Consider the following 19,211-nt stretch of genomic DNA (forward strand, 5'->3'; position numbering starts at 1 on the left):
GAAAGCGGAAAAGGGGCGAGCGCCGAAGGCGACGGGGGATTTGCTCTTGCTGCTGAAAAGCAAATCCCCCTCGGTCCCCCTTTTAAAAAAAGGGGGAGGCGAAGCGGGTTTGCGAGCGTCGGAGTATCTCGATAGCCCCCTTGACCAGCCATGCGGCTGTTGAAAGCGGAAAAGGGGGCGGGCGCCGGAGGCGACGGGGGATTTGCCTTCCGTCGCCGTCCGTCGCCGTCCGTCGGCGCCGGCTCGCCCGGTCCACGCACGGTGTAGGATGAACACGCCGCTCAGTTTTCCGTTTGCCGCAGCGGCGCCGCATCGGCGAAACTCGACCTCCTTTCCCCTGGAAAACGCGAGCCTCGATGCACCATGACACCGACCTGATCAACATCGTCGCCATTGGCCTTGCCCTCGCCTTCGTCCTGGGCGCGGTGGCCAATCGCTTGCGGCTGTCTCCGTTGGTCGGGTATCTGGTGGCGGGCATCTGCGTGGGGCCCTTCAGCCCCGGCTTCGTTGGCGATCAGGAGCTGGCCAAGCAGCTCGCCGAGATCGGCGTGATGCTGCTGATGTTCGGCGTCGGCCTGCACTTCTCGCTCAAGGACCTCATGGAGGTCAAGTGGATCGCCATCCCCGGCGCGCTGGTGCAGATCAGCGCGGCCACGCTGCTCGGCTGGGGCCTGGCGGCGCTGATGGGCTGGCCCACGCTGTACGGGATCATCTTCGGCTTCTCGCTGTCCACCGCCAGTACCGTGGTGCTGCTGCGGGCGATGGAGGAACGCCGCCTGCTGGACACCTCGCGCGGACGCATCGCGGTGGGCTGGCTGATCGTGGAGGACCTGGCCTGCGTGCTGGCGCTGGTGATGATGCCGGTGATCGGCGGACTGGCCGGCCAGCAGGGCGAGACCGGCGGACTCAGCGCCGGCGCCATCATCGCCAGCCTGGGCTGGACCCTGCTCAAGCTGGCGCTGTTCGTCACTGTGATGCTGGTGGTCGGACGGCGGGTGATTCCCTGGATCCTCGAACGCACCGCCAGCACCGGCTCGCGCGAACTGTTCACCCTGTCGGTGCTGGCCATCGCGCTGGGCGTGGCGTTCGGCTCGGCGACCCTGTTCGGCGTGTCCTACGCGCTGGGCGCGTTCTTCGCCGGCATGCTGCTCAACGAGTCCGAACTCAGCCACAAGGCCGCCAACGACTCGCTGCCGCTGCGCGATGCCTTCGCGGTGCTGTTCTTCGTCTCGGTCGGCATGCTGTTCGATCCGAACATCCTGGTCGAGCATCCGTTCGAAGTGCTGGGTACGGCCTTCATCATCCTGTTCGGCAAGTCGGCCGCCGCCTACCTGATCGTGCGTGCCTTCGGCCACCCCAATTCGACCGCGCTGACCATTTCCGCCAGCCTGGCGCAGATCGGCGAATTCGCCTTCATCATCGCCGGCCTGGGCATGGACCTGAAAATCCTGCCCAAGGAAGGCCATGACCTGGTGCTGGCCGGCGCGCTGATCTCGATCATGCTCAATCCGCTGATCTTCGGTCTGCTGGATCGCTGGCAGGCGCGCCAGGAGGCGGCGGCACCGAAAGAAGTCGAACCCGAACCGCCGCCCGGCCCCTCGCTGGACGTGCAGGATCACGCCATCATCATCGGCTATGGCCGGGTGGGCAGTTCGCTGGCGCACGTGCTGCACGAGCGTGGCGTGCCGTTGATCGTCATCGACGACAACGGCGAGCACGTCGAGCGTGCGCACGCCGCCGGCATTCCCGCCATCCGCGGCAGCGCGGCGGCCGACAAGGTGCTGGCCGAAGCCCATCCGGAAAAGGCCAAGATCGCGGTGCTGGCGATCCCGCAGCCGCTGGAGGCCGGCGAGGCCATCGCCAAGCTGCGCGCGATCAATCCGGGCCTGACCCTGCTGGCGCGCGCGCACAGCGACGCCGAGGTGCGCCACCTGCTGGAGCACGGCGCCGACGGCGCCGTGCTGGCCGAACGCGAACTGGCGTTCTCGCTGGCGGAAATGGTGATGGCGACGCCGCCCTACCGCGCGCTGCGCACGGGCGGCTGAGCCGGCTCAGGGCGCGTACTGCAACTCGCGCGGCAGCGCCTCGGAGAGGATTTCCGACAGCGGCCGCGGGGGCGCGTACAGGTCGCCCTGCACCCAGTCCACGCGCAGCTCCCGCAGGCAGTCGGCGGTGTCGAGGTCCTCGACGAACTCGGCCACGGTTTCCGCGCCGAACACGCCCGCCACCGCGACGGTGGCCTTGACCATCGCGTGATCGCTGCCGCGCTGGGCGACGTTGCGGATGAAGGATCCGTCGATCTTGATGACGTCGGCGGGCAGCTCCTTCAACCGCGCGAAGCTCTGCATGCCGGTGCCGAAATCGTCGATGGCGATCTGGCAGCCATGCGCGCGCAGATCCCGCAGCAGCCGCGCCGCCACCGGGGTACTCGAAATGGCGGCGGATTCGGTGACCTCGAAGCACAGCGCCGTCAGCGGCAGCGGCGAGTCGGCCAGCAGGGTCCGCAGTTCCACCTGGAAACTCATCGATGCCAGGCTCTGCCCGGTCAGGTTGATCGCGATGCGTTCGCAATACGGCAGGGATTCCGGGTATTTCCGCAGCAGCCGGAACAGCGACTTGATGACCGCCAGGTCCAGTTCCGCGCCGCGTCCCGCCGCCTCGATCGGGCGCATGAAGCGCGATGGCGGTATCAGCCTGCCATCATCGTCGCGCAGGCGACACAGCACCTCGCCGGAGATGGTGGGTCCCGGCTCCGCCGCCAGTTCGAGCCTGCGTATCGGCTGGAAGTGCAGCACCAGCCGTTCGTTGCGCAGGCAGGCCAGCGCAATCGCGGCATCCTGCAGTTGCTGCCGGTGGGCGCGGCGCAGGCGTCCATCATCGAAATCGCTGTAGCGCGGCCGCAGCTCGCCATGCTGGCGCGCGTCGAAGGCCAGGTGCGAAGCGTTGAGCAGCGCGGTATCCACGACATCGGCCACCGGATCCGTCCCCGCCGCCGGCAGCGAGGCCACGCCCAGGTACGGCAGCAACCGTACCGGCTGGCCATCGGCGACGAACTCGGCATGTTCGACCCGCGCGACCAGCCGTTCCCAGATATCGTCGTCGGCGTCGGCCACCGGCACCAGCGCGAACTGGCCGGTGCCCAGCACGTACACCTCGGCCAGGTCCGAGAGCCGCGCGGCCATGCCACTGACCACCGCCGCCTGCATGTCCAGGCCGTAGCCGGTCACCAGCGAGTCGGTCTTGTCCAGCAGCAGGAAACCCAGTTCGCGCCGCCGTGGCGGCGCCACCGCCATGCGCCGGCGCAGCGCCCGCAGGTTGGGCAGCCCGGTCAGGGTATCGCGCTGGATCTCCTCGGCCAGACGGCGCGACAGTTCGCGGCGATCCCGGCTGATCACCCACAGATAAAGCATGGCCAGCAGCAGGATGTTCACTTCGGCCGCCAGGTGCAGCAGATTGAACAGGCCCAGCACCGTGCTGCCGTATTCGGCGCTCGCGGACATCGCCACCACCAGGCAGAACAGCGCCGCCGACAGCGCCAGCATGGAACGACGCGGCGGCAACCACAGCACGAACCAGGCCAGCACCACGAACAGGGCGAAGCGATAGTCCATCAACACCACCGCGGTGCGATCGGCCAGGCCGCCATGGACCATCCGCGAAGCCCACAGGCTCAGGCCCAGGCCGGCAATCAGCAGCAGCGGCCAGGTCCATCCGGCGGTTCCGGAACGACGCGGGGACTGCCTGCCCTCGCGCCACGCCACCACCAGCGGCAGGGTGATCACGGCCACCCCGAACTGCTTGGCGAAGAACATCTGGAATGCCGCGCTGAGCGCTTCGGTCGGCGGCGCGATCACCGCCATGGTGCCGCCCAGCAAGGCGCAACCGGCGGGATAGACGAGCAGGCCGTACAAGGCCAGCCGGCCCAGGCCATGCCGGTCCAGCCGACCCTGTGCGCCCGCCCAGCGCGCGCAGGCCAGGGTCCACACGCCCACCAGCACCCACATCGACGCGCCCCACGCCAGCGGCGCGATCTGCCCCGGTTCCATCGACCATTGCCGGGCCGCCCAGCCCGCGGCGGTGATGGCGAGGGTCGCGATCACCACCCGACGGTCGGGTTCCAGCAGCGCCAGCGCCAGCAGCAGGCCGAAGTGCAGGTGGATCAGGGAGGCGTCGGCGGTCTGGCCGAAGAAGTCGATCCGGTAACCGATGGCGATCTGCTGAGCGAGCACGCACAGCAGGCCCCACAGGAGGATCTTGCCGGTCCGGCTTCGCCACCATCCTGTCGTTGGCTGTGGGCTCACTTGCTTCCCTGGTCGAGGGGACGCGCATCGGGCACGTCCACTACCTCCGGAACGCAATCGGGCCCGGGAAGCGGCCACGACCGCTGCGCGCGGCCATGGGACGCATGCCCATGGCCGCGTTGTCCTTTCCGGGCCGGTGTCTCAGCCGCGCTTGTGGAAGACCAGGTGGCCGCCCTCGGCGGCGATCCGCACCGTGTCCCCCGCGCCGAACTCGCCGGACAGGATCTTCTGCGCCAGCGGATTCTCCAGCTGGGTCTGGATGGCCCGCTTCAGCGGTCGCGCGCCATAGACCGGATCGAAACCGACGTTGCCCAGTAGCATCAGCGCCGAATCGTCGATCTCCAGCCCGATCTGGCGCTCGGCCAGGCGCTTGGCCAGGTAGCGGGTCTGGATGCGGGCGATCTCGCGGATCTGCGCCTTGTCCAGCGGATGGAACACCACGATGTCGTCCAGCCGGTTGATGAATTCGGGCCGGAAGTGCGCCTGCACCACGCCCATCACCGCCGCCTTCATCTGGGTATAGCTCTCCGGGCTGTCGCCGCCGTCGGACATGTCCTGGATCAGGTTCGATCCCAGGTTCGAGGTCATCACGATGACGGTGTTGCGGAAGTCCACCGTGCGGCCCTGGCCGTCGGTCAGGCGACCGTCGTCCAGCACCTGCAGCAGGATGTTGAACACGTCCGGATGCGCCTTCTCCACCTCGTCCAGCAGGATCACGCTGTACGGGCGACGACGTACGGCCTCGGTCAGATAGCCGCCCTCTTCATAGCCCACGTAGCCCGGGGGCGCGCCGATCAGGCGGCTGACCGCGTGCTTCTCCATGAACTCGCTCATGTCGATGCGGACCATCGCGTCGGCCGAATCGAACAGGAACTCGGCCAGCGCCTTGCACAGCTCGGTCTTGCCGACGCCGGTCGGGCCGAGGAACAGGAAGCTGCCCGAAGGCCGGTTGGGATCGGACAGGCCGGCGCGCGAACGGCGCACCGCGTCGGACACCACCTTGATCGCCTCCTCCTGGCCGATCACGCGATGGCGCAGGACGTCCTCCATCTTCAGCAGCTTCTCGCGCTCGCCTTCCAGCATCTTGCTGACCGGAATGCCGGTCCAGCGCGAGACCACTTCGGCGATCTCCTCGTCGGTGACCTTGTCCTGCAACAGCCTGAAACCCTTCTGCTCGGCTTCCTGCGCGGCGGTGAGCTGCTTCTCCAGCGCCGGCAGCTGGCCGTACTGGATTTCGCTCATGCGCGCGTAGTCCTGCCGGCGCTGCGCGGCTTCCAGGTCCAGCTTGGCGCGCTCGATCTGCTCCTTGATCTTGGTGGCGCCGGTCAGCGTGGCCTTCTCGGCCTTCCAGATTTCCTCCAGATCGCTGAACTGCTTCTGCAGGGTTTCGATCTCGCTTTCCAGATCGGCCAGGCGCTGCTTCGACTGCGCGTCCTTCTCCTTCTTCAGCGCCTCGCGCTGGATCTTCAGCTGGATCAGGCGGCGCTCCATCCGGTCCATTTCCTCCGGCTTGGAGTCGATTTCCATGCGGATGCGGCTGGCCGCCTCGTCCATCAGATCGATGGCCTTGTCCGGCAACTGGCGGTCGGCGATGTAGCGGTGCGACAGCGTGGCCGCGGCGACGATCGCTGGATCGGTGATCTCCACGCCATGGTGCACGGCGTACTTTTCCTTCAGCCCGCGCAGGATGGCGATGGTGTCCTCGACGCTGGGCTCGCCGACGAACACCTTCTGGAAGCGGCGCTCCAGCGCGGCGTCCTTTTCCACGTACTTGCGGTATTCGTCCAGGGTTGTCGCGCCGATGCAGTGCAGTTCGCCACGCGCCAGCGCCGGCTTGAGCATGTTGCCGGCATCCATCGCGCCCTCGGCCTTGCCGGCACCGACCATGGTGTGCAGCTCGTCGATGAACAGGATGATCTGGCCTTCGTTCTTCGACAGGTCGTTGAGCACCGCCTTCAGGCGCTCCTCGAACTCGCCGCGGAACTTGGCGCCGGCGATCAGCGCGCCCATGTCCAGTGACAGCACGCGCTTGCCGCGCAGTCCCTCGGGGACTTCGCCGTTGACGATGCGCTGGGCCAGGCCCTCCACGATCGCGGTCTTGCCCACGCCGGGCTCGCCGATCAGCACCGGATTGTTCTTGGTGCGGCGTTGCAGGACCTGGATGGTGCGGCGGATTTCCTCGTCGCGTCCGATCACCGGATCCAGCTTGCCGCTCTCGGCGCGCTCGGTCAGATCGATGGTGTACTTCTCCAGCGCCTGGCGCTGGTCCTCGGCGTTCTCCGCCTGCACCTTCTCGCCGCCGCGCAGCTTGTCGATGGCCGCGCGCAGCTTCTGCTTGTTGGCGCCGGCGGACTTCAGCTCCTGGCCGGCCGCACCGGTATCGTCCATCACCGCGAGCAGGAACCACTCGCTGGCGATGTACTGATCACCGTTTTCCTGCGCCAGCTTGTCGGTGACGTTGAGCAGGCGCCCCAGATCGTTGCCGATCGACAGGTTGCCGGGCTGGCCGCTGACCTTGGGCAGCTTGTCCAGCGCCTCGCCCAACCGCTCGCGCAGCAGGGGAATGTTGGCGCCGGCCTGGGCCAGCAGCGGACGGGTGCTGCCGCCGTTCTGGTCGAGCAACGCGGTCAGCACGTGGACCGGTTCGATCATGGTGTTGTCGCGGCCCACGGCCAGCGACTGCGCGTCCGCCAGCGCCTGCTGGAAGCGCGAGGTGAGCTTGTCCATCCGCATCGGGAATACCTCGGGAAGAAGAGGCCGGGCAGCGCCGGCAATGGTACCCAGATGCGGTTCGCGGGAGCTGTTTCAAGGTCTGTTGAGACGGAAGTTCAGCCGCCATAATCCCGTCCATGGCCGCCCCGTCCCCTGTCTGGCATCTCTACCTGCTGCTGTGCCGGGACGGCAGCTACTACGCCGGCATCACCAACGATCTGGACGCCCGTTTTCAGGCCCACGTGGCCGGCAAGGGCGCCCGCTACACCCGCGCGCACCCGCCCGAACGGATCCTCGCCAGCCGTGCCTACCCCGACCGCGCCAGCGCCTCGCGCGCGGAATGGGAGATCAAGCGCCTGCCCAAGGCCCGCAAGCTGGCCTGGCTGCGGTCGTAGGACGGGTCTCGGCCCGTCCTATCGTTTCTGCAGCGACAGCAGCCCCAGCAGCGTCGCCAGCGCGACATATGCGCCGAAGAACTGCCACAGGATCGCCTTCGGCAGGCCCTGCACGTCCCACGGCAGGTAGATGCTGCCGCGCGGATCCACCGAGTGGATGAAACCGAACAGGGTCAGCACCGCGCCAATCAGCAACACCACCGCCGCGCGGCGGAAGCGCTGGTCGATCATCCCCACCAGCGCGGTCGACCAGATCATCGCGGTGATGATGAAGCCGTTGCCGAGCGTGACGATCGCGGCCAGGTCCGGCAGGCCGTGCCCGTCCACTCCGTTGTAGAGCGCGGCGAAGTTGTCCGGCGCGATCCACGCCGGATTGCCGACCTTGATCACCAGCAGGTAGGCGATCGACGGCAGGAACGCCAGCGCCACCGCCGGCGCGTGCGGGCGCGGGCTTTCGTGGAAGGCCTGCACGGTGATGTCCAGGCCGACGTAGACGATGATCGGCGCCAGCACCGCGATCGGCAGCCACTGCACCAGCCCCGACACGTAGCCGAGGATGCCGCCCAGGCCGATGAACAATCCGGTCAGCAGCGTGTACCCCAGCCGCGCGCCCATGTGCTTGTAGGCGGGCTGGCCGATGTAGGGCGTGGTCTGCGCCACGCCGCCACAGAAACCGGCCACAAGCGTCGAGATCGCTTCGGCCAGCAGCACGTCGCGGGTGCGGTAATCGTCGCCGGCCGCGCGCGCGCTTTCGCTGACGTTGATGCCGCCCACCACCATCAGCAGACCGAACGGCAGCAGCAGCGGCAGGTACGGCACGGTGTGCGGCAGGCCGTCGAGGAAACCCAGCGTCGGCAGCGGCAGGGTGAACGTCAGCGGCACCGCGTCCGGCAGCTTGAAGCCGGGCGTTCCCAGGCCGGCCAGGCCGAGTCCGTAGTACAGGATGGTGCCGACGATGAAGGCCAGCAGCACACCCGGAATCTTCACCGGCAGCTTGCCCTTGGCGATCAGCACGTACAGCAGCAGGCCGAAGGTGACGAATCCCACCACCGGCGAGCGCAGGGTTTCGATCAGCGGCAGGAAGCCCAGCAGGGTCAGCGCCGCGCCGCCAATCGAGCCCAGCAGCGCCGCGCGCGGCACCGCGCGGGTGATCGCGTCGCCGCAGAACGACAGCACCAGCTTCAGCACGCCCATCACCACCAGCGACGCCATGCCCAGCTGCCAGGTGGCGATCGCGGCGGCCTGCGGATCCATGCCCTGCTGCTTGAAGGCGACGAAGGATGGACCCAGCACCAGCAGCGCCATGCCGATGCTGGTCGGCGCGTCCAGGCCCAGCGGCATCGCGGTGACGTCGTCGCGGCCGGTGCGCGCGGCCAGCCGGTGCGCCATCCAGGTGTAGATGAGGTTGCCCACCAGCACGCCCAGCGCGGTGCCCGGGAACATCCGGGTGAACACCACCTCGGCGGGAAACTGGAAGATGCCGATCAGCGCGGCCGAGATGAAGCCGAGGATGGACAGGTTGTCCACGACCAGGCCGAAGAAGCCGTTGAGGTCGCCGGGAACGAACCAGCGGGGGCGGGTTTGAGCGGTCATGGGGATTCGGGGGCGGGAGAGGAAGTCATAGTGTCAGAACGGATTGCCGGAGTGTCGGCGTCGGTTCGGACTTGTGGGAGCGACGTAAGTCGCGATTGCCAGCCCGATGCGCAGACGCTGGAGGCACGGATTGCGACTACGCACGCATGAAAAGCGCCGTTGCGGCGGGAATCCTGCCGCGTCGAATTCCGCGACGGGCCCAATTCCACAATCGCGACTTACGTCGCTCCCACATGGAAAGGAATGGCGAGGACGCCCTCAGAACGAAACTTCCGCCGGCTGGCGCGACCACAGCACCGACTGGTGGTGGGTCGCCTGCTTCCAGGCCAGGCGGATGGCTTCGATGTCGGCGCGCCGCTGCGGGCTGTCCTCGTGCAGGATCACCAGTACTTTCGAATTCAGGCGCTCCGGGCCGTCCTTGCCGCGGAACAGCCATTGGCCGTAGGCGTCGAACACGGTCAGGCCGTCGGGAAAGCGCGGGGTCACTTCCTTGTCCAGGAACGCGCGCCACTGCGCCTCGCTGATGTTGCTGGCCGCGTCGCCTTCCGTGCCCACGCCGAAATACAGTTCGCTGCGGACCCAGTGCTGCGCCTGTGCCGGCCGGGCCGCATCGCCCTGCATCGTGGCGGTGATCGCCGTGCCCGGGGCGGAACCCGCGGTGCCGCCGGGCGGCGTGGTGGCGCAGGCGCCGAGCGCCAGGATCAGGGACAGGAACAGGGTGTGGCGCAGGCGCATGGAACGACTCCGTGGGGGAACGGTACTGTCGGCCCGGGGCGTTCCGCGTCGAAATAACCCATTGGCATGAGCAGATGGGCAGCGGCCATGACCGCGACGCGGCCGGTTCCCCGGCCGGGGCGTTAATATATCGCTTTATCCGGATGGATAGTTAGATCTAGACTGTCCCGCCGCTTCCCAGGGCCCCACGCATGCATTCCCGCCAGATCCGCTGTTCCTGTTGATGGCTGTCCGCAATCGCCGTTGACCCGTGTCGCCGGCCCCAGACCCGCCGCACCCTCCCCCCGATTTCCCGTATCGCTCCAGGAGTTTCCATGTCCCGCCCCCTCGTGGCGCCGCTCGGCGTCGCCATCGCCCTCGTCCTCTCCACTCCCGCCTTCGGCCAGGAGGCCGGTACCGCCAGTGACGCCGGCACCACCGATCTGGACACCGTCATCGTCACCGGCACCCGCGCGCGGGACCGCACGGTGCTGGAATCCACCGCGCCGGTCGACGTGTTGACCGCCGAGGACATCCGCAAGGCCGGCGTGCTCAATGGCGAGCTCGGCAGCGCCCTGCAGGCACTGCTGCCGTCGTTCAACTTCCCGCGCCAGTCCAACTCAGGCGGCGCCGACCATGTGCGCGCCGCGCAGCTGCGCGGCCTCAGCCCGAACCAGGTGCTGGTGCTGATCAACGGCAAGCGCCGCCACACCAGCGCGCTGGTCAATACCGACAGCAAGATCGGCAAGGGCAATACGCCGGTCGATTTCAACGCCATCCCGGTCAGCGCGATCAAGCGCATCGAGGTGCTGCGCGACGGCGCCGGTGCGCAGTACGGTTCCGATGCCGTGGCCGGCGTGATCAACGTGATCCTCAATGACGCTCCGGAAGGCGGCGCGCTGGAGCTGAGCTACGGCGCGCACCACACCGACGTCGAACCGATCCGCCGCACCGTCACCGACGGCCAGGCCGGTTTCTTCAGCGGCCAGGTCGGCACCGCGCTGGGCAGCGAAGGCGGCTTCCTGCGCGTGGGCCTGGAGTACAAGCAGCGCAACGGCACCAACCGCGCCGGTTTCGATCAGATCCCGTTCTTCGAGGAGCAGACCCCGGACAACCTGGCCCTGGCCGGCAAGCGCAACTACTGGCTGGGCGACGGTGAATCCAAGGACATCAACGGCTGGTTCAACGCGGAACTGCCGATCGGCGACACCGCCGAACTCTATGCGTTTGGGACCTTCCACCAGAGCGATACCGAAGGCGCCAACTACTTCCGCTACCCGGACGGCGTTGCCAACTGGAAGGAGGTCTACCCGAACGGCTATCGCCCGCTGTCGCTGGGCGAGAACCGCGACACCGCCGTGGTCGCCGGCCTGCGCGGCCAATGGGGCGAATGGGACTACGACGCCAGCCTGAACTACGGCCGCAACGCTTTCACCTATCGGCTGCGCAATTCGCTCAACGCCTCGCTGGGCCCGACCAGCCCGACCCGTTTCCGCACCGGCGACTACGAGTTCCGGCAGGCGCTGTTCAATTTCGACGTCAGCCGCGTGTTCGGCGCGCACACCTTCGCCACCGGCGTGGAGTTCCGCCGCGAAGACTACGAAACCGGCGCAGGTGATCCGGCCTCCTACGCGGCCGGCCCGTACACCGATCGCCCGACCGGCTCGCAGGCCGGCGGCGGCCTGACCCCGCAGGACACCGCGGACCTGAGCCGCGACGTGGCCAGCGTGTACGCCAGCCTGAGCAGCCAGTTCGGCGAGAAGTTCTTCACCGACGTGTCGGCTCGCTACGAGCACTACGACGACTTCGGCGGCGAACTGACCGGCAAGCTGGCCGCGCGCTACGAGTTCGTGCCTGCCTTCGCGCTGCGCGGCTCGGTGTCGAACAACTTCCGTGCCCCGTCGCTGAGCCAGATCGGCTTCGAATCCACCTCCACCGGCTACGACGCCTCCGGCCAGTTGCTGCAGGGCCGCCTGCTGTCGGTCAACAACCCGATCGCGCGCGCGCTCGGCGCGCAGGATCTGCAGCCGGAGAAGTCGGTCAACCTGAGCCTGGGCTTCACCAGCCGCATCGGCGATCATTTCGATCTGTCCTTCGATGTGTTCCGCATCGACATCGACGACCGCGTGGCGCTGACCGAGCGCATCAGCGGCGACGCGTTGACCGAATTCGTCCAGGACAACTTCGGCGTGCCCGGCGTGCAGAGCGTCAATTTCTTCATCAACGCCGCCGACACCCGCACCGAGGGCGGCGAACTGGTCGCCAACTGGCGCCAGGGCCTGGGCGGCGGACAACTGCAGTTGACCGGCACCTGGAGCTACGCCAAGACCGAAATCAAGCGCATCACCGCCACCCCCGAGCAGTTGCTGGCGATCGATCCCTCCTACGTGCTGTTCGGCATCGAGGAGAGCAACACCCTGACCGACGCCGCGCCGCGTACGCGCAGCGTGCTCAGCGCCAACTGGAACAACGACAGGTGGTCGCTGCTGGGCCGGGCGACCCGGCACGGCAGCGCCAAGCGCATCTTCAACTTCGGCGGCGGCTTCGAGCCGGAGCAGACCTATTCGGCCAAGTGGCAGCTGGACGCGGAAGTCGAGTACCGCTTCAGCCCGAAGTGGAGCGTGGCGCTGGGCGGCCTCAACCTGACCGACGAGTATCCGGACCTGTCGAACCAGGACATCTACTACTTCGGCAACCTGCCCTACGACGTGCTGTCCCCGATCGGCAGCAACGGCGCGTACTACTACACGCGCGTGCGTTACAGCTTCTGAAGTACGGGCCTCCCGCGCCGGGCGCGGGAGGCTTCACCGCACTGACCGGGCGGGCGCCGCGGTACGGGACCGCGCGGCAACCGCACGTCCGCGACGAAAGCTGGCTGGCCGGAGTCGCGGACGGGGCGTCCGCCCGATCAGCCCTTGTGCCTCACGGCCTTGCGTCGTCCCGGCGAACGCCGGGACCCGTCGTGCTCGTGCCCGACGTTCCCGCATCGGGCATCCCATGGATTCCGGCTTTCACTGGAATGACGACAAGTGGGAATCCTCAATCCAGGAATCGCATGCGCTCGGTTTCATCGGGAATCCGGCATGCGGTGGTGCCGAACCAGCGATATCGGTTGAGCGCGAGCCTCCGATAGATCGCATCGCGCAGGCGGCGCGGCACCAGCACCATCAGGTGCGCTAGCGTCCAGCCCCCTCCCAGTCCGGCCAGGACGCGGCGGATGCCATCCGTGTCCGTCCACGCATGCGCGCCTTCCAGCAACAGGAACGACGCCGGGTCGTCCGGATCCAGGCCATGCCGCGCCAGCAGCGCGCGTCCCGCGGTTCCCTGCATCGCGGCGAATCGATAGCGGCGGCGTCGATCATGGCGAAGCAGGAAATCCACCCAGCCATTGCAGAGCACGCAGGTGCCGTCGAAGACGATGACGGCCTCGCCGGCATCGGCGCCCGTGTCCACGTCCACCTCAGGCGACATCCAGCCAGCCCCGGTAATGCACCAGCGGGCCGATCACCGGCAACGCGGCCTGCACGTCGAACGCATAGCGTTCCCCCTGCGCCGACTCGCGCGCGCGGACCCCGCTGAACCAGCGCGCCGGCAACGGAACGCCCAGCGCGCGCACGCGCTCCACCGTCCATTCGATGCCGCCATCGCGCACGCGCAGACGGAATCCGAATCGCACCAGTCCCAGTTGCTCGCACAGCAGGCCGTCCTCGCGCCACAACCGCGAAGCCATCGCGTGTCCCCGCACGTGGCGGATCCAGCGCTCGGCATTCGGCTGGATGTCGATGTCGACCGCGATGGCGCCATTTCCCGCCGGCGGCAGTCGCGTCGCCGCCGCGCACAGGCGCGACAGCAGGCCATGGCCGCGGCGCACGTCCACCTCGCCCAGGTATCGCGCCGGGCCGGCGCGCAGGTGCAACCGGCGCACCACGTCGGGCAGCGCCGCGAAATCCTCTCCCAGCAACCGGGCGAACAGGGGCCAGGCCGTCTCCGCGCCAGCCGTTACGGCTGCATCCATATCAGGGTCGCCATCCGCCCGGTCTGCGCGTCGCGGCGATGCGAATAGAACCGCTGCGCGTCGGTGATCGTGCACAGGCCGCCGCCGTGGATCCGGGTCACCCCGGCATCCTCCAGCCGCAACCGCGCGAGCGCGTACAGATCCACGCGCCAGTGGCCGGGACGGGTCGGCTCGAATGCGGACGCGGCGCGCGGGTCGGTGCCGACGAAGGCCTCATGCACTTCCTCGCCGATCTCGTAGGCCTGTGGCCCGGCGGCGGGGCCCAGCCAGGCAAGCAGCCGTTCCGGCGCCACCCGCATGCTTTCCACCGTCCGCTCCAGCACGCCGCCGGCCAGCCCGCGCCAGCCGGCGTGGGCCGCGCCGATCACCCGGCCATCATCGCTGGCGAACACCACCGGCAGGCAATCGGCGGTGAGGATGGCCAGGACCACGCCGGGCTCGGCGGTGACGGCGGCGTCGCCATCCGGCTCGTCCCCCGCCGCTTCCTGCCCGAACCGCACCACGCCGGTCCCGTGGACCTGGTGCAGCCAGCGCGGCGGCGACGGCAGTCCGAAGCGTTCGATCAGTTCGGCCCGGTTGGCCTCGACCACGGCGGGGTCATCGCGGTACTGGCCGTAGCGGGTACCGAGATTGAAGCTGTCGAACGGCGCCCGCGAGCGACCCGCGCCATGGCGCAGCGTGGTGAACGCGCGCACGTCGGGCGGTGCCGGCCAGTCGGCCGGAAGGATCGCGCTCATCCGCGCTGCGCCTCGGTATCGGCGCGCAGCGCGGCCATCAGCTCCCGCATGTCCGCCGGCACCGGCGCGGAAACCCGGATCGGCTCGCCGCCGACCGGATGGCGGAACTCCAGCGTCTCGGCGTGCAGCGCCTGGCGGCGGAAGCCGCGCAGCGCCGCCACCAGTTCCTCGCTGGCGCCCTTGGGCAGCTTCAGCGGCCCGCCGTACAGCGGGTCGCCGACGATCGGATAGCGGATGTGCGCCATGTGCACGCGGATCTGGTGGGTGCGGCCTGTTTCCAGGCGGCACTCCAGCGCGGTGTGGGCGCGGAAGCGCTCGCGCAGGCGGTAATGGGTGACCGCGTCGCGGCCATCGTCGCGCACGGCCATCTTCAGGCGGTCGCGCGGGTGGCGGTCGATCGGCGCATTGGCGGTGCCACCGGACACCATCGCGCCGACCACCACCGCCAGGTACTGGCGATGTACCTCGCGCGAGGAGAGCTGCTCGACCAGCGCGGTCTGCGCCGGCAGGGTGCGCGCCACCACCATGACCCCGGAGGTGTCCTTGTCCAGGCGATGGACGATGCCGGCGCGCGGCAGGGTGTGCAGCGATGCATCCCGGTGCAACAGCGCGTTGACCAGGGTGCCGGTCGGGTTGCCGGCACCGGGGTGGACCACCAGCCCGGCCGGCTTGTCCAGCACGAAGACATGCTCGTCCTCGTAAAGGATGTCCAGCGGGATGTCTTCGGGCTCGGCGTGGGTCTGGGTCTCCAGCACCACGGCCAGGCTGGCCAGTTCGCCGCCGCGCACCGGGTCGCGCGGCTTGACCGCCTGGCCGTCCAGGCGGGCGTCGCCGGACTTGATCCACTCGGCCAGGCGGGAACGGGAGAATTCGGGGAAAAGCTCGGCCAGCACGGCGTCGAAACGGCGTCCGGCAGCGGATTCAGGCACCCGCGCGGTGCGCGGCGCCTCGGTAGGCAGGGTATCGGTCATCGGGGTGAGGCGGCGGAAACCGGGGATGTTCGCCGATTGTTCATGGCTTGGGCACCGCCTAGGCTATCATCGACAGCCTGTTTCCCTGCCGCGGCATTGCCGCCAGCCCATGACCCAGCGTGCTTCCACCCGTTTCACCGCCGTCGCCCGCACCGGCCTGCTGTTGCTCGTCATCGTCGCCACCGGTACCGGCTGCGGCATGTTCAAGCGCAAGAAGGAAGTGGAAGTCCAGCCGGTCGAGCAGATGTACGAGACCGCCCACCAGGCGATGATGAACGAGAACTGGGAACGCGCCCAGACCAACTTCCGCGCGCTGGTGGCGCAGTATCCGTACGGCCCGTACACCGAGCAGGCGCTGATGGAATCGGCCTACGCCCAGTACAAGGCCGGCAAGCTGGACGACGCGGTCTCCTCGATCGACAAGTTCCTGCGCACCTATCCGACCCACCGCAACGTGCCGTACATGTATTACCTGCGCGGCCTGTCCAACTCGACCCGCGACGCGGTGTTCCTGCAGCGGGTGTGGAAGCTGGATGCCAGCCGCCGCGACCTGTCCACGCCGATGCAGGGCTACAACGATTTCAGCATCGTCGCCGAGCGCTACCCGAACAGCCGCTACGCGGCCGACGCGCGCCAGCGCATGGTCTACCTGCGCAACCAGTTCGCCCGCCACGAAATGGACACCGCGCTGTACTACCTGCGCCGCGACGCCTGGGTTTCCGCCGCCACCCGCGCCCGCTACCTGCTGGAAACCTATCCGCAGAGCGAGTACCAGTACGACGCCGTGGCCGTGCTCGGCGAGGCCTACACGCAGCTGGGCAACAAGTCCCTGGCCGACGATGCCCGCCGCGTACTGCAGTTGAACGAGCCGCAGCACCCCTGGCTGACCGGCGAGTGGCCCAAGTATCCCTGGGCGATCCGCAAGCTCAACCCGTTCGCGGGCGAGAAATCGCCGGCCAGCGGTGCCGCGGTCCGCAAGAAGGACTGAGCCGCGCGCATCGCGCATGAAAAAAGGGCCGCAAGGCCCTTTTTTGTTGGGCGTTTTGAAAGGCGCCCCCCATCCCAGCCTTCCCCCGCACGCGGGGGAAGGGGCGGAAGCACAGATCATCAGCGACCACCGGGCTCCCTCTCCCGCCTGATGAATGCTTGGCTCCCTCCCCCGCTTGCGGGGGAGGGCTGGGGTGGGGGCAAACCGAAGCCAACCAGCCCCAATCAAAGCGCCGCCACCAAAGACGGCATTTCATTTATCTCGCGAAACCGACTTCCCGCCCCCATCCCAACCTTCCCCCGCAAGCGGGGGAAGGGGCGGAAGCACGGATCGTCAGGAGACCACATGGCTCCCTCCCCCGCCTGCGGGGGAGGGCCGGGGTGGGGGCAAACCGAAGCCAACCAACCCCATCCAACCGGGAAGAAACAAAACCGGAGCGCCCCGACCGGACCAACGCTCCCCGTATCGCTCAACTACCGTACTTGTTCGTGATCGGATAGCGCCGTTCACGGCCGAACGCACGGCGCGAGATCTTCGGGCCCGGCGCGGCCTGGTGGCGCTTCCACTCGTTGATCCGGACCAGCCGCAGCATCCGGTCCACCGTGGTGGCGTCGAAGCCGGCGGCGACGATCTCGTCGCGCGACTGTTCCAGATCCACGTAGCGAAACAGGATGGCGTCCAGCACGTCGTACGGCGGCAGCGAATCCTGGTCGGTCTGGTTCTCGCGCAGTTCCGCCGACGGCGGGCGGCTGATGACGGCCGGCGGGATCACCGGCGCGCCGCCAACGGTGTTGCGCCAGCGCGCCAGCGAGAACACCTCGGTCTTGTACAGATCCTTGATCGGTGCATAGCCGCCGCACATGTCGCCATAGATGGTCGCGTAGCCGACCGCATATTCGCTCTTGTTGCCGGTGGTCAGCAGCAGGCCGCCAAACTTGTTGCTCAGCGCCATCATGATCACGCCGCGGCTGCGCGACTGCAGGTTTTCCTCGGTGGTGTCGGCCGGCAATCCGGCGAACAGCGGTCCCAGCGTCTCCAGGAAACCCTTGAACGGCGCCTCGATCGGAATCGTCTCCAGCCGCACGCCCAGCGCCTGGCACTGCTCGGCCGCCAGATCGTTGGACAGCCCGGCGGTGTAGCGCGACGGCAAACGCACGGCGGTGACGTTCTCCGCGCCCAGCGCGTCCACCGCCAGCGCCAGCACCAGTGCCGAGTCGATGCCGCCGGACAGGCCCAGCCAGACCTTCTGGAAGCCGTTCTTGCCGCAGTAGTCGCGCAGTCCGCGCACGATCGCGCGCCAAGCCAGCGCGTCGCGGCTCTCGTCGCCATCGTCCATCCACTGCACCGGGCTGAAGCGGCGTCCCTCCGGGTCGTAGTCCACCACCAGCCATTGATCGGTGAATGCCGCCGCGGCCGGATGCACGGTGCCGTCGCCGTCGGCCACCACGGAAGCCCCATCGAACACCAGCGCATCCTGCCCGCCGACCACGTTCAGATAGGCCAGCGCCAGACCGGTATCGCGGGTGCGCTCGGCCAGCAGCGCGTCGCGCTGGGCATGCTTGTCGCGGTCGAACGGCGAGGCGTTCGGCACCAGCGCCATCCGCGCACCGGCGCGCGCGGTCGCGGCCAGCGGCTCGGGAAACCACAGGTCTTCGCAGATGATCAGCCCGACCGGCACGCCCTTGACCTCGAACACGCAGGTCTCGCCGTTCGGATCCACGTCGAAGTAGCGGCGCTCGTCGAACACCGCGTAGTTCGGCAGCTCGCGCTTGCGGTAGGTCGCCTCCAGGCGCCCGTCGCGCAGCACGCTGGCCGAGTTGTAGACCACGCTGCCGGCCGATTCGGGCCAGCCGACCACCGCGACGATGCCGTGGGTGGTGGCGGCCAGCTGGCGCAACGCAGTCTCGCAATCGGCCAGGAAGCGCGGGCGCAGCAGCAGGTCTTCCGGCGGATAGCCGCTGATGGCCAGTTCCGGGAACAGCACGATATCCGCGCCGTACTCGTCGCGCGCCTCCGCGATCTGCGCGGCGATGCGCTCGGCGTTCCGGGCGACGTCGCCCACGGGGAAATCGAACTGGGCCAGGGCGATGCGGAGGGTCTGGGACATGTCGGTCTTCAGGTTCGAGCCTTCACCGCTGCGCGGGAAAGCGGGACGTGGGCGGTGCCCGGCAGCCGCGAAACGACCAGCGCGCGAACACCCTCGAGGTTCGTCATCACCTCATTATTCCAGAAGCGCAGGACCTGGAAGCCCTTTCGCCGCAGGAAGGCGCCCCGCCGCGCATCCATCGCGTCGTCCATGTGCTGGCCGCCGTCCACTTCGATCAGCAATCGCGCCTCCAGGCAGGCGAAGTCGGCGATGTAGGGGCCGATGGGGCATTGCCGGCGGAAATGGAAGCCTTCGAGCTGGCGTCGCTGCAGGATCGTCCACAGGCGGCGTTCGGCCGGTGTCATGTCCTTGCGAAGTTCGCGCGCCCTGTTCCGCTTCTGTCCCTGTCGCATGCGCACGTCCTGTGCTTGGGTGGGTTGGCATCTTGCCCCCATCCCAACCTTCCCCCGCAAGCGGGGGAAGGGGCCAGAAGCCGCACCCGACGGCAAACCGACAAATCAGGACAATTCGTTGAGATACCTTCCCCTCGCTCTCAAGCCCCCTCCCCCGCTCGCGGGGGAGGGCTGGGGTGGGGGCAAACCAAAGCCATCCAACCCACCCAAAACAAAAAACCACCCGAAGGCGGCTTCCGTTCACACCACAAACGCAAAAACCATTTCGTGAAACCTGCGTCAATCG

The 19,211-nt window shown here is 68.2% G+C and carries 14 protein-coding genes; 4 read left to right on the forward strand and 10 right to left on the reverse strand.

Translation table 11 applies throughout. The features are described 5' to 3' along the window. The first annotated feature begins 356 nt into the window (after positions 1 to 356). Positions 357 to 2,045 carry a YbaL family putative K(+) efflux transporter gene (ybaL, locus tag FHW78_RS06380; protein WP_183638960.1) on the forward strand — a complete coding sequence of 563 codons (1,689 nt, stop codon included), beginning with the start codon at positions 357 to 359 and terminating at the stop codon, positions 2,043 to 2,045. A gap of 6 nt (positions 2,046 to 2,051) precedes the next feature. Here ybaL and FHW78_RS20155 read toward each other — a convergent pair whose 3' ends face one another. Both FHW78_RS20155 and clpB read right to left on the reverse strand, forming a co-directional pair. Further along, complete coding sequence (locus tag FHW78_RS20155; protein WP_183638962.1) at positions 2,052 to 4,301, reverse strand: bifunctional diguanylate cyclase/phosphodiesterase; 2,250 nt, start codon at positions 4,299 to 4,301, stop codon at positions 2,052 to 2,054. A gap of 141 nt (positions 4,302 to 4,442) precedes the next feature. Beyond that, entirely contained in the window at positions 4,443 to 7,034 is a 2,592-nt protein-coding gene (gene clpB, locus FHW78_RS06390; protein ID WP_183638964.1) for an ATP-dependent chaperone ClpB, read from the reverse strand. A gap of 116 nt (positions 7,035 to 7,150) precedes the next feature. On the opposite strand from clpB, the gene FHW78_RS06395 reads away from it, so the two are divergent. Next, complete coding sequence (locus tag FHW78_RS06395; RefSeq protein WP_183638966.1) at positions 7,151 to 7,408, forward strand: GIY-YIG nuclease family protein; 258 nt, start codon at positions 7,151 to 7,153, stop codon at positions 7,406 to 7,408. Positions 7,409 to 7,426: 18 nt separating this feature from the next. Here the strand turns inward: FHW78_RS06395 and FHW78_RS06400 are convergent, their stop codons facing one another. Both FHW78_RS06400 and FHW78_RS06405 read right to left on the reverse strand, forming a co-directional pair. After that, a complete protein-coding gene (locus FHW78_RS06400) occupies positions 7,427 to 9,001 on the reverse strand; it encodes a hypothetical protein (RefSeq protein ID WP_183638968.1) in 1,575 nt (524 codons plus the stop codon). 258 nt (positions 9,002 to 9,259) lie between these two features. Beyond that, positions 9,260 to 9,736, reverse strand: coding sequence for a DUF3574 domain-containing protein (locus FHW78_RS06405; protein ID WP_183638970.1), 477 nt, complete (start codon positions 9,734 to 9,736; stop codon positions 9,260 to 9,262). Between the two features lie 314 nt (positions 9,737 to 10,050). On the opposite strand from FHW78_RS06405, the gene FHW78_RS06410 reads away from it, so the two are divergent. Then, entirely contained in the window at positions 10,051 to 12,486 is a 2,436-nt protein-coding gene (locus FHW78_RS06410) for a TonB-dependent receptor (RefSeq protein ID WP_183638972.1), read from the forward strand. A gap of 268 nt (positions 12,487 to 12,754) precedes the next feature. Here FHW78_RS06410 and FHW78_RS06415 read toward each other — a convergent pair whose 3' ends face one another. The 4 genes from FHW78_RS06415 to rluD are packed head-to-tail and all read right to left on the reverse strand — an operon-like array spanning position 12,755 to position 15,438. Further along, positions 12,755 to 13,186 carry a thiol-disulfide oxidoreductase DCC family protein gene (locus tag FHW78_RS06415; RefSeq protein WP_183638974.1) on the reverse strand — a complete coding sequence of 144 codons (432 nt, stop codon included), beginning with the start codon at positions 13,184 to 13,186 and terminating at the stop codon, positions 12,755 to 12,757. Then, positions 13,176 to 13,730, reverse strand: a complete 555-nt coding sequence (locus FHW78_RS06420) for a DUF4166 domain-containing protein (protein ID WP_183638976.1) — start codon at positions 13,728 to 13,730, stop codon at positions 13,176 to 13,178. Before FHW78_RS06420 ends, FHW78_RS06415 begins: the two co-directional genes overlap by 11 nt. Then, positions 13,715 to 14,467: a peptidoglycan editing factor PgeF gene (pgeF, locus tag FHW78_RS06425; protein WP_183638978.1), complete on the reverse strand. Its 753-nt coding sequence runs from the start codon at positions 14,465 to 14,467 to the stop codon at positions 13,715 to 13,717. The genes FHW78_RS06420 and pgeF overlap by 16 nt, the downstream gene beginning before the upstream one ends. Then, positions 14,464 to 15,438, reverse strand: coding sequence for a 23S rRNA pseudouridine(1911/1915/1917) synthase RluD (gene rluD / locus FHW78_RS06430; protein WP_183638980.1), 975 nt, complete (start codon positions 15,436 to 15,438; stop codon positions 14,464 to 14,466). Before rluD ends, pgeF begins: the two co-directional genes overlap by 4 nt. A gap of 109 nt (positions 15,439 to 15,547) precedes the next feature. Here rluD and FHW78_RS06435 point away from each other — a divergent pair, with 109 nt between their 5' ends. Beyond that, positions 15,548 to 16,426 carry an outer membrane protein assembly factor BamD gene (locus FHW78_RS06435; protein WP_183638982.1) on the forward strand — a complete coding sequence of 293 codons (879 nt, stop codon included), beginning with the start codon at positions 15,548 to 15,550 and terminating at the stop codon, positions 16,424 to 16,426. A 469-nt stretch (positions 16,427 to 16,895) separates the two neighbouring features. Here the strand turns inward: FHW78_RS06435 and FHW78_RS06440 are convergent, their stop codons facing one another. Both FHW78_RS06440 and FHW78_RS06445 read right to left on the reverse strand, forming a co-directional pair. Beyond that, complete coding sequence (locus FHW78_RS06440) at positions 16,896 to 18,533, reverse strand: NAD+ synthase (RefSeq protein ID WP_183638983.1); 1,638 nt, start codon at positions 18,531 to 18,533, stop codon at positions 16,896 to 16,898. An 8-nt stretch (positions 18,534 to 18,541) separates the two neighbouring features. Continuing rightward, entirely contained in the window at positions 18,542 to 18,925 is a 384-nt protein-coding gene (locus FHW78_RS06445) for an endonuclease domain-containing protein (protein WP_183638985.1), read from the reverse strand. Positions 18,926 to 19,211: the final 286 nt, after the last annotated feature.

Source organism: Pseudoxanthomonas sp. OG2, assembly GCF_014192765.1.
Classification (GTDB): domain Bacteria; phylum Pseudomonadota; class Gammaproteobacteria; order Xanthomonadales; family Xanthomonadaceae; genus Pseudoxanthomonas_A; species Pseudoxanthomonas_A beigongshangi.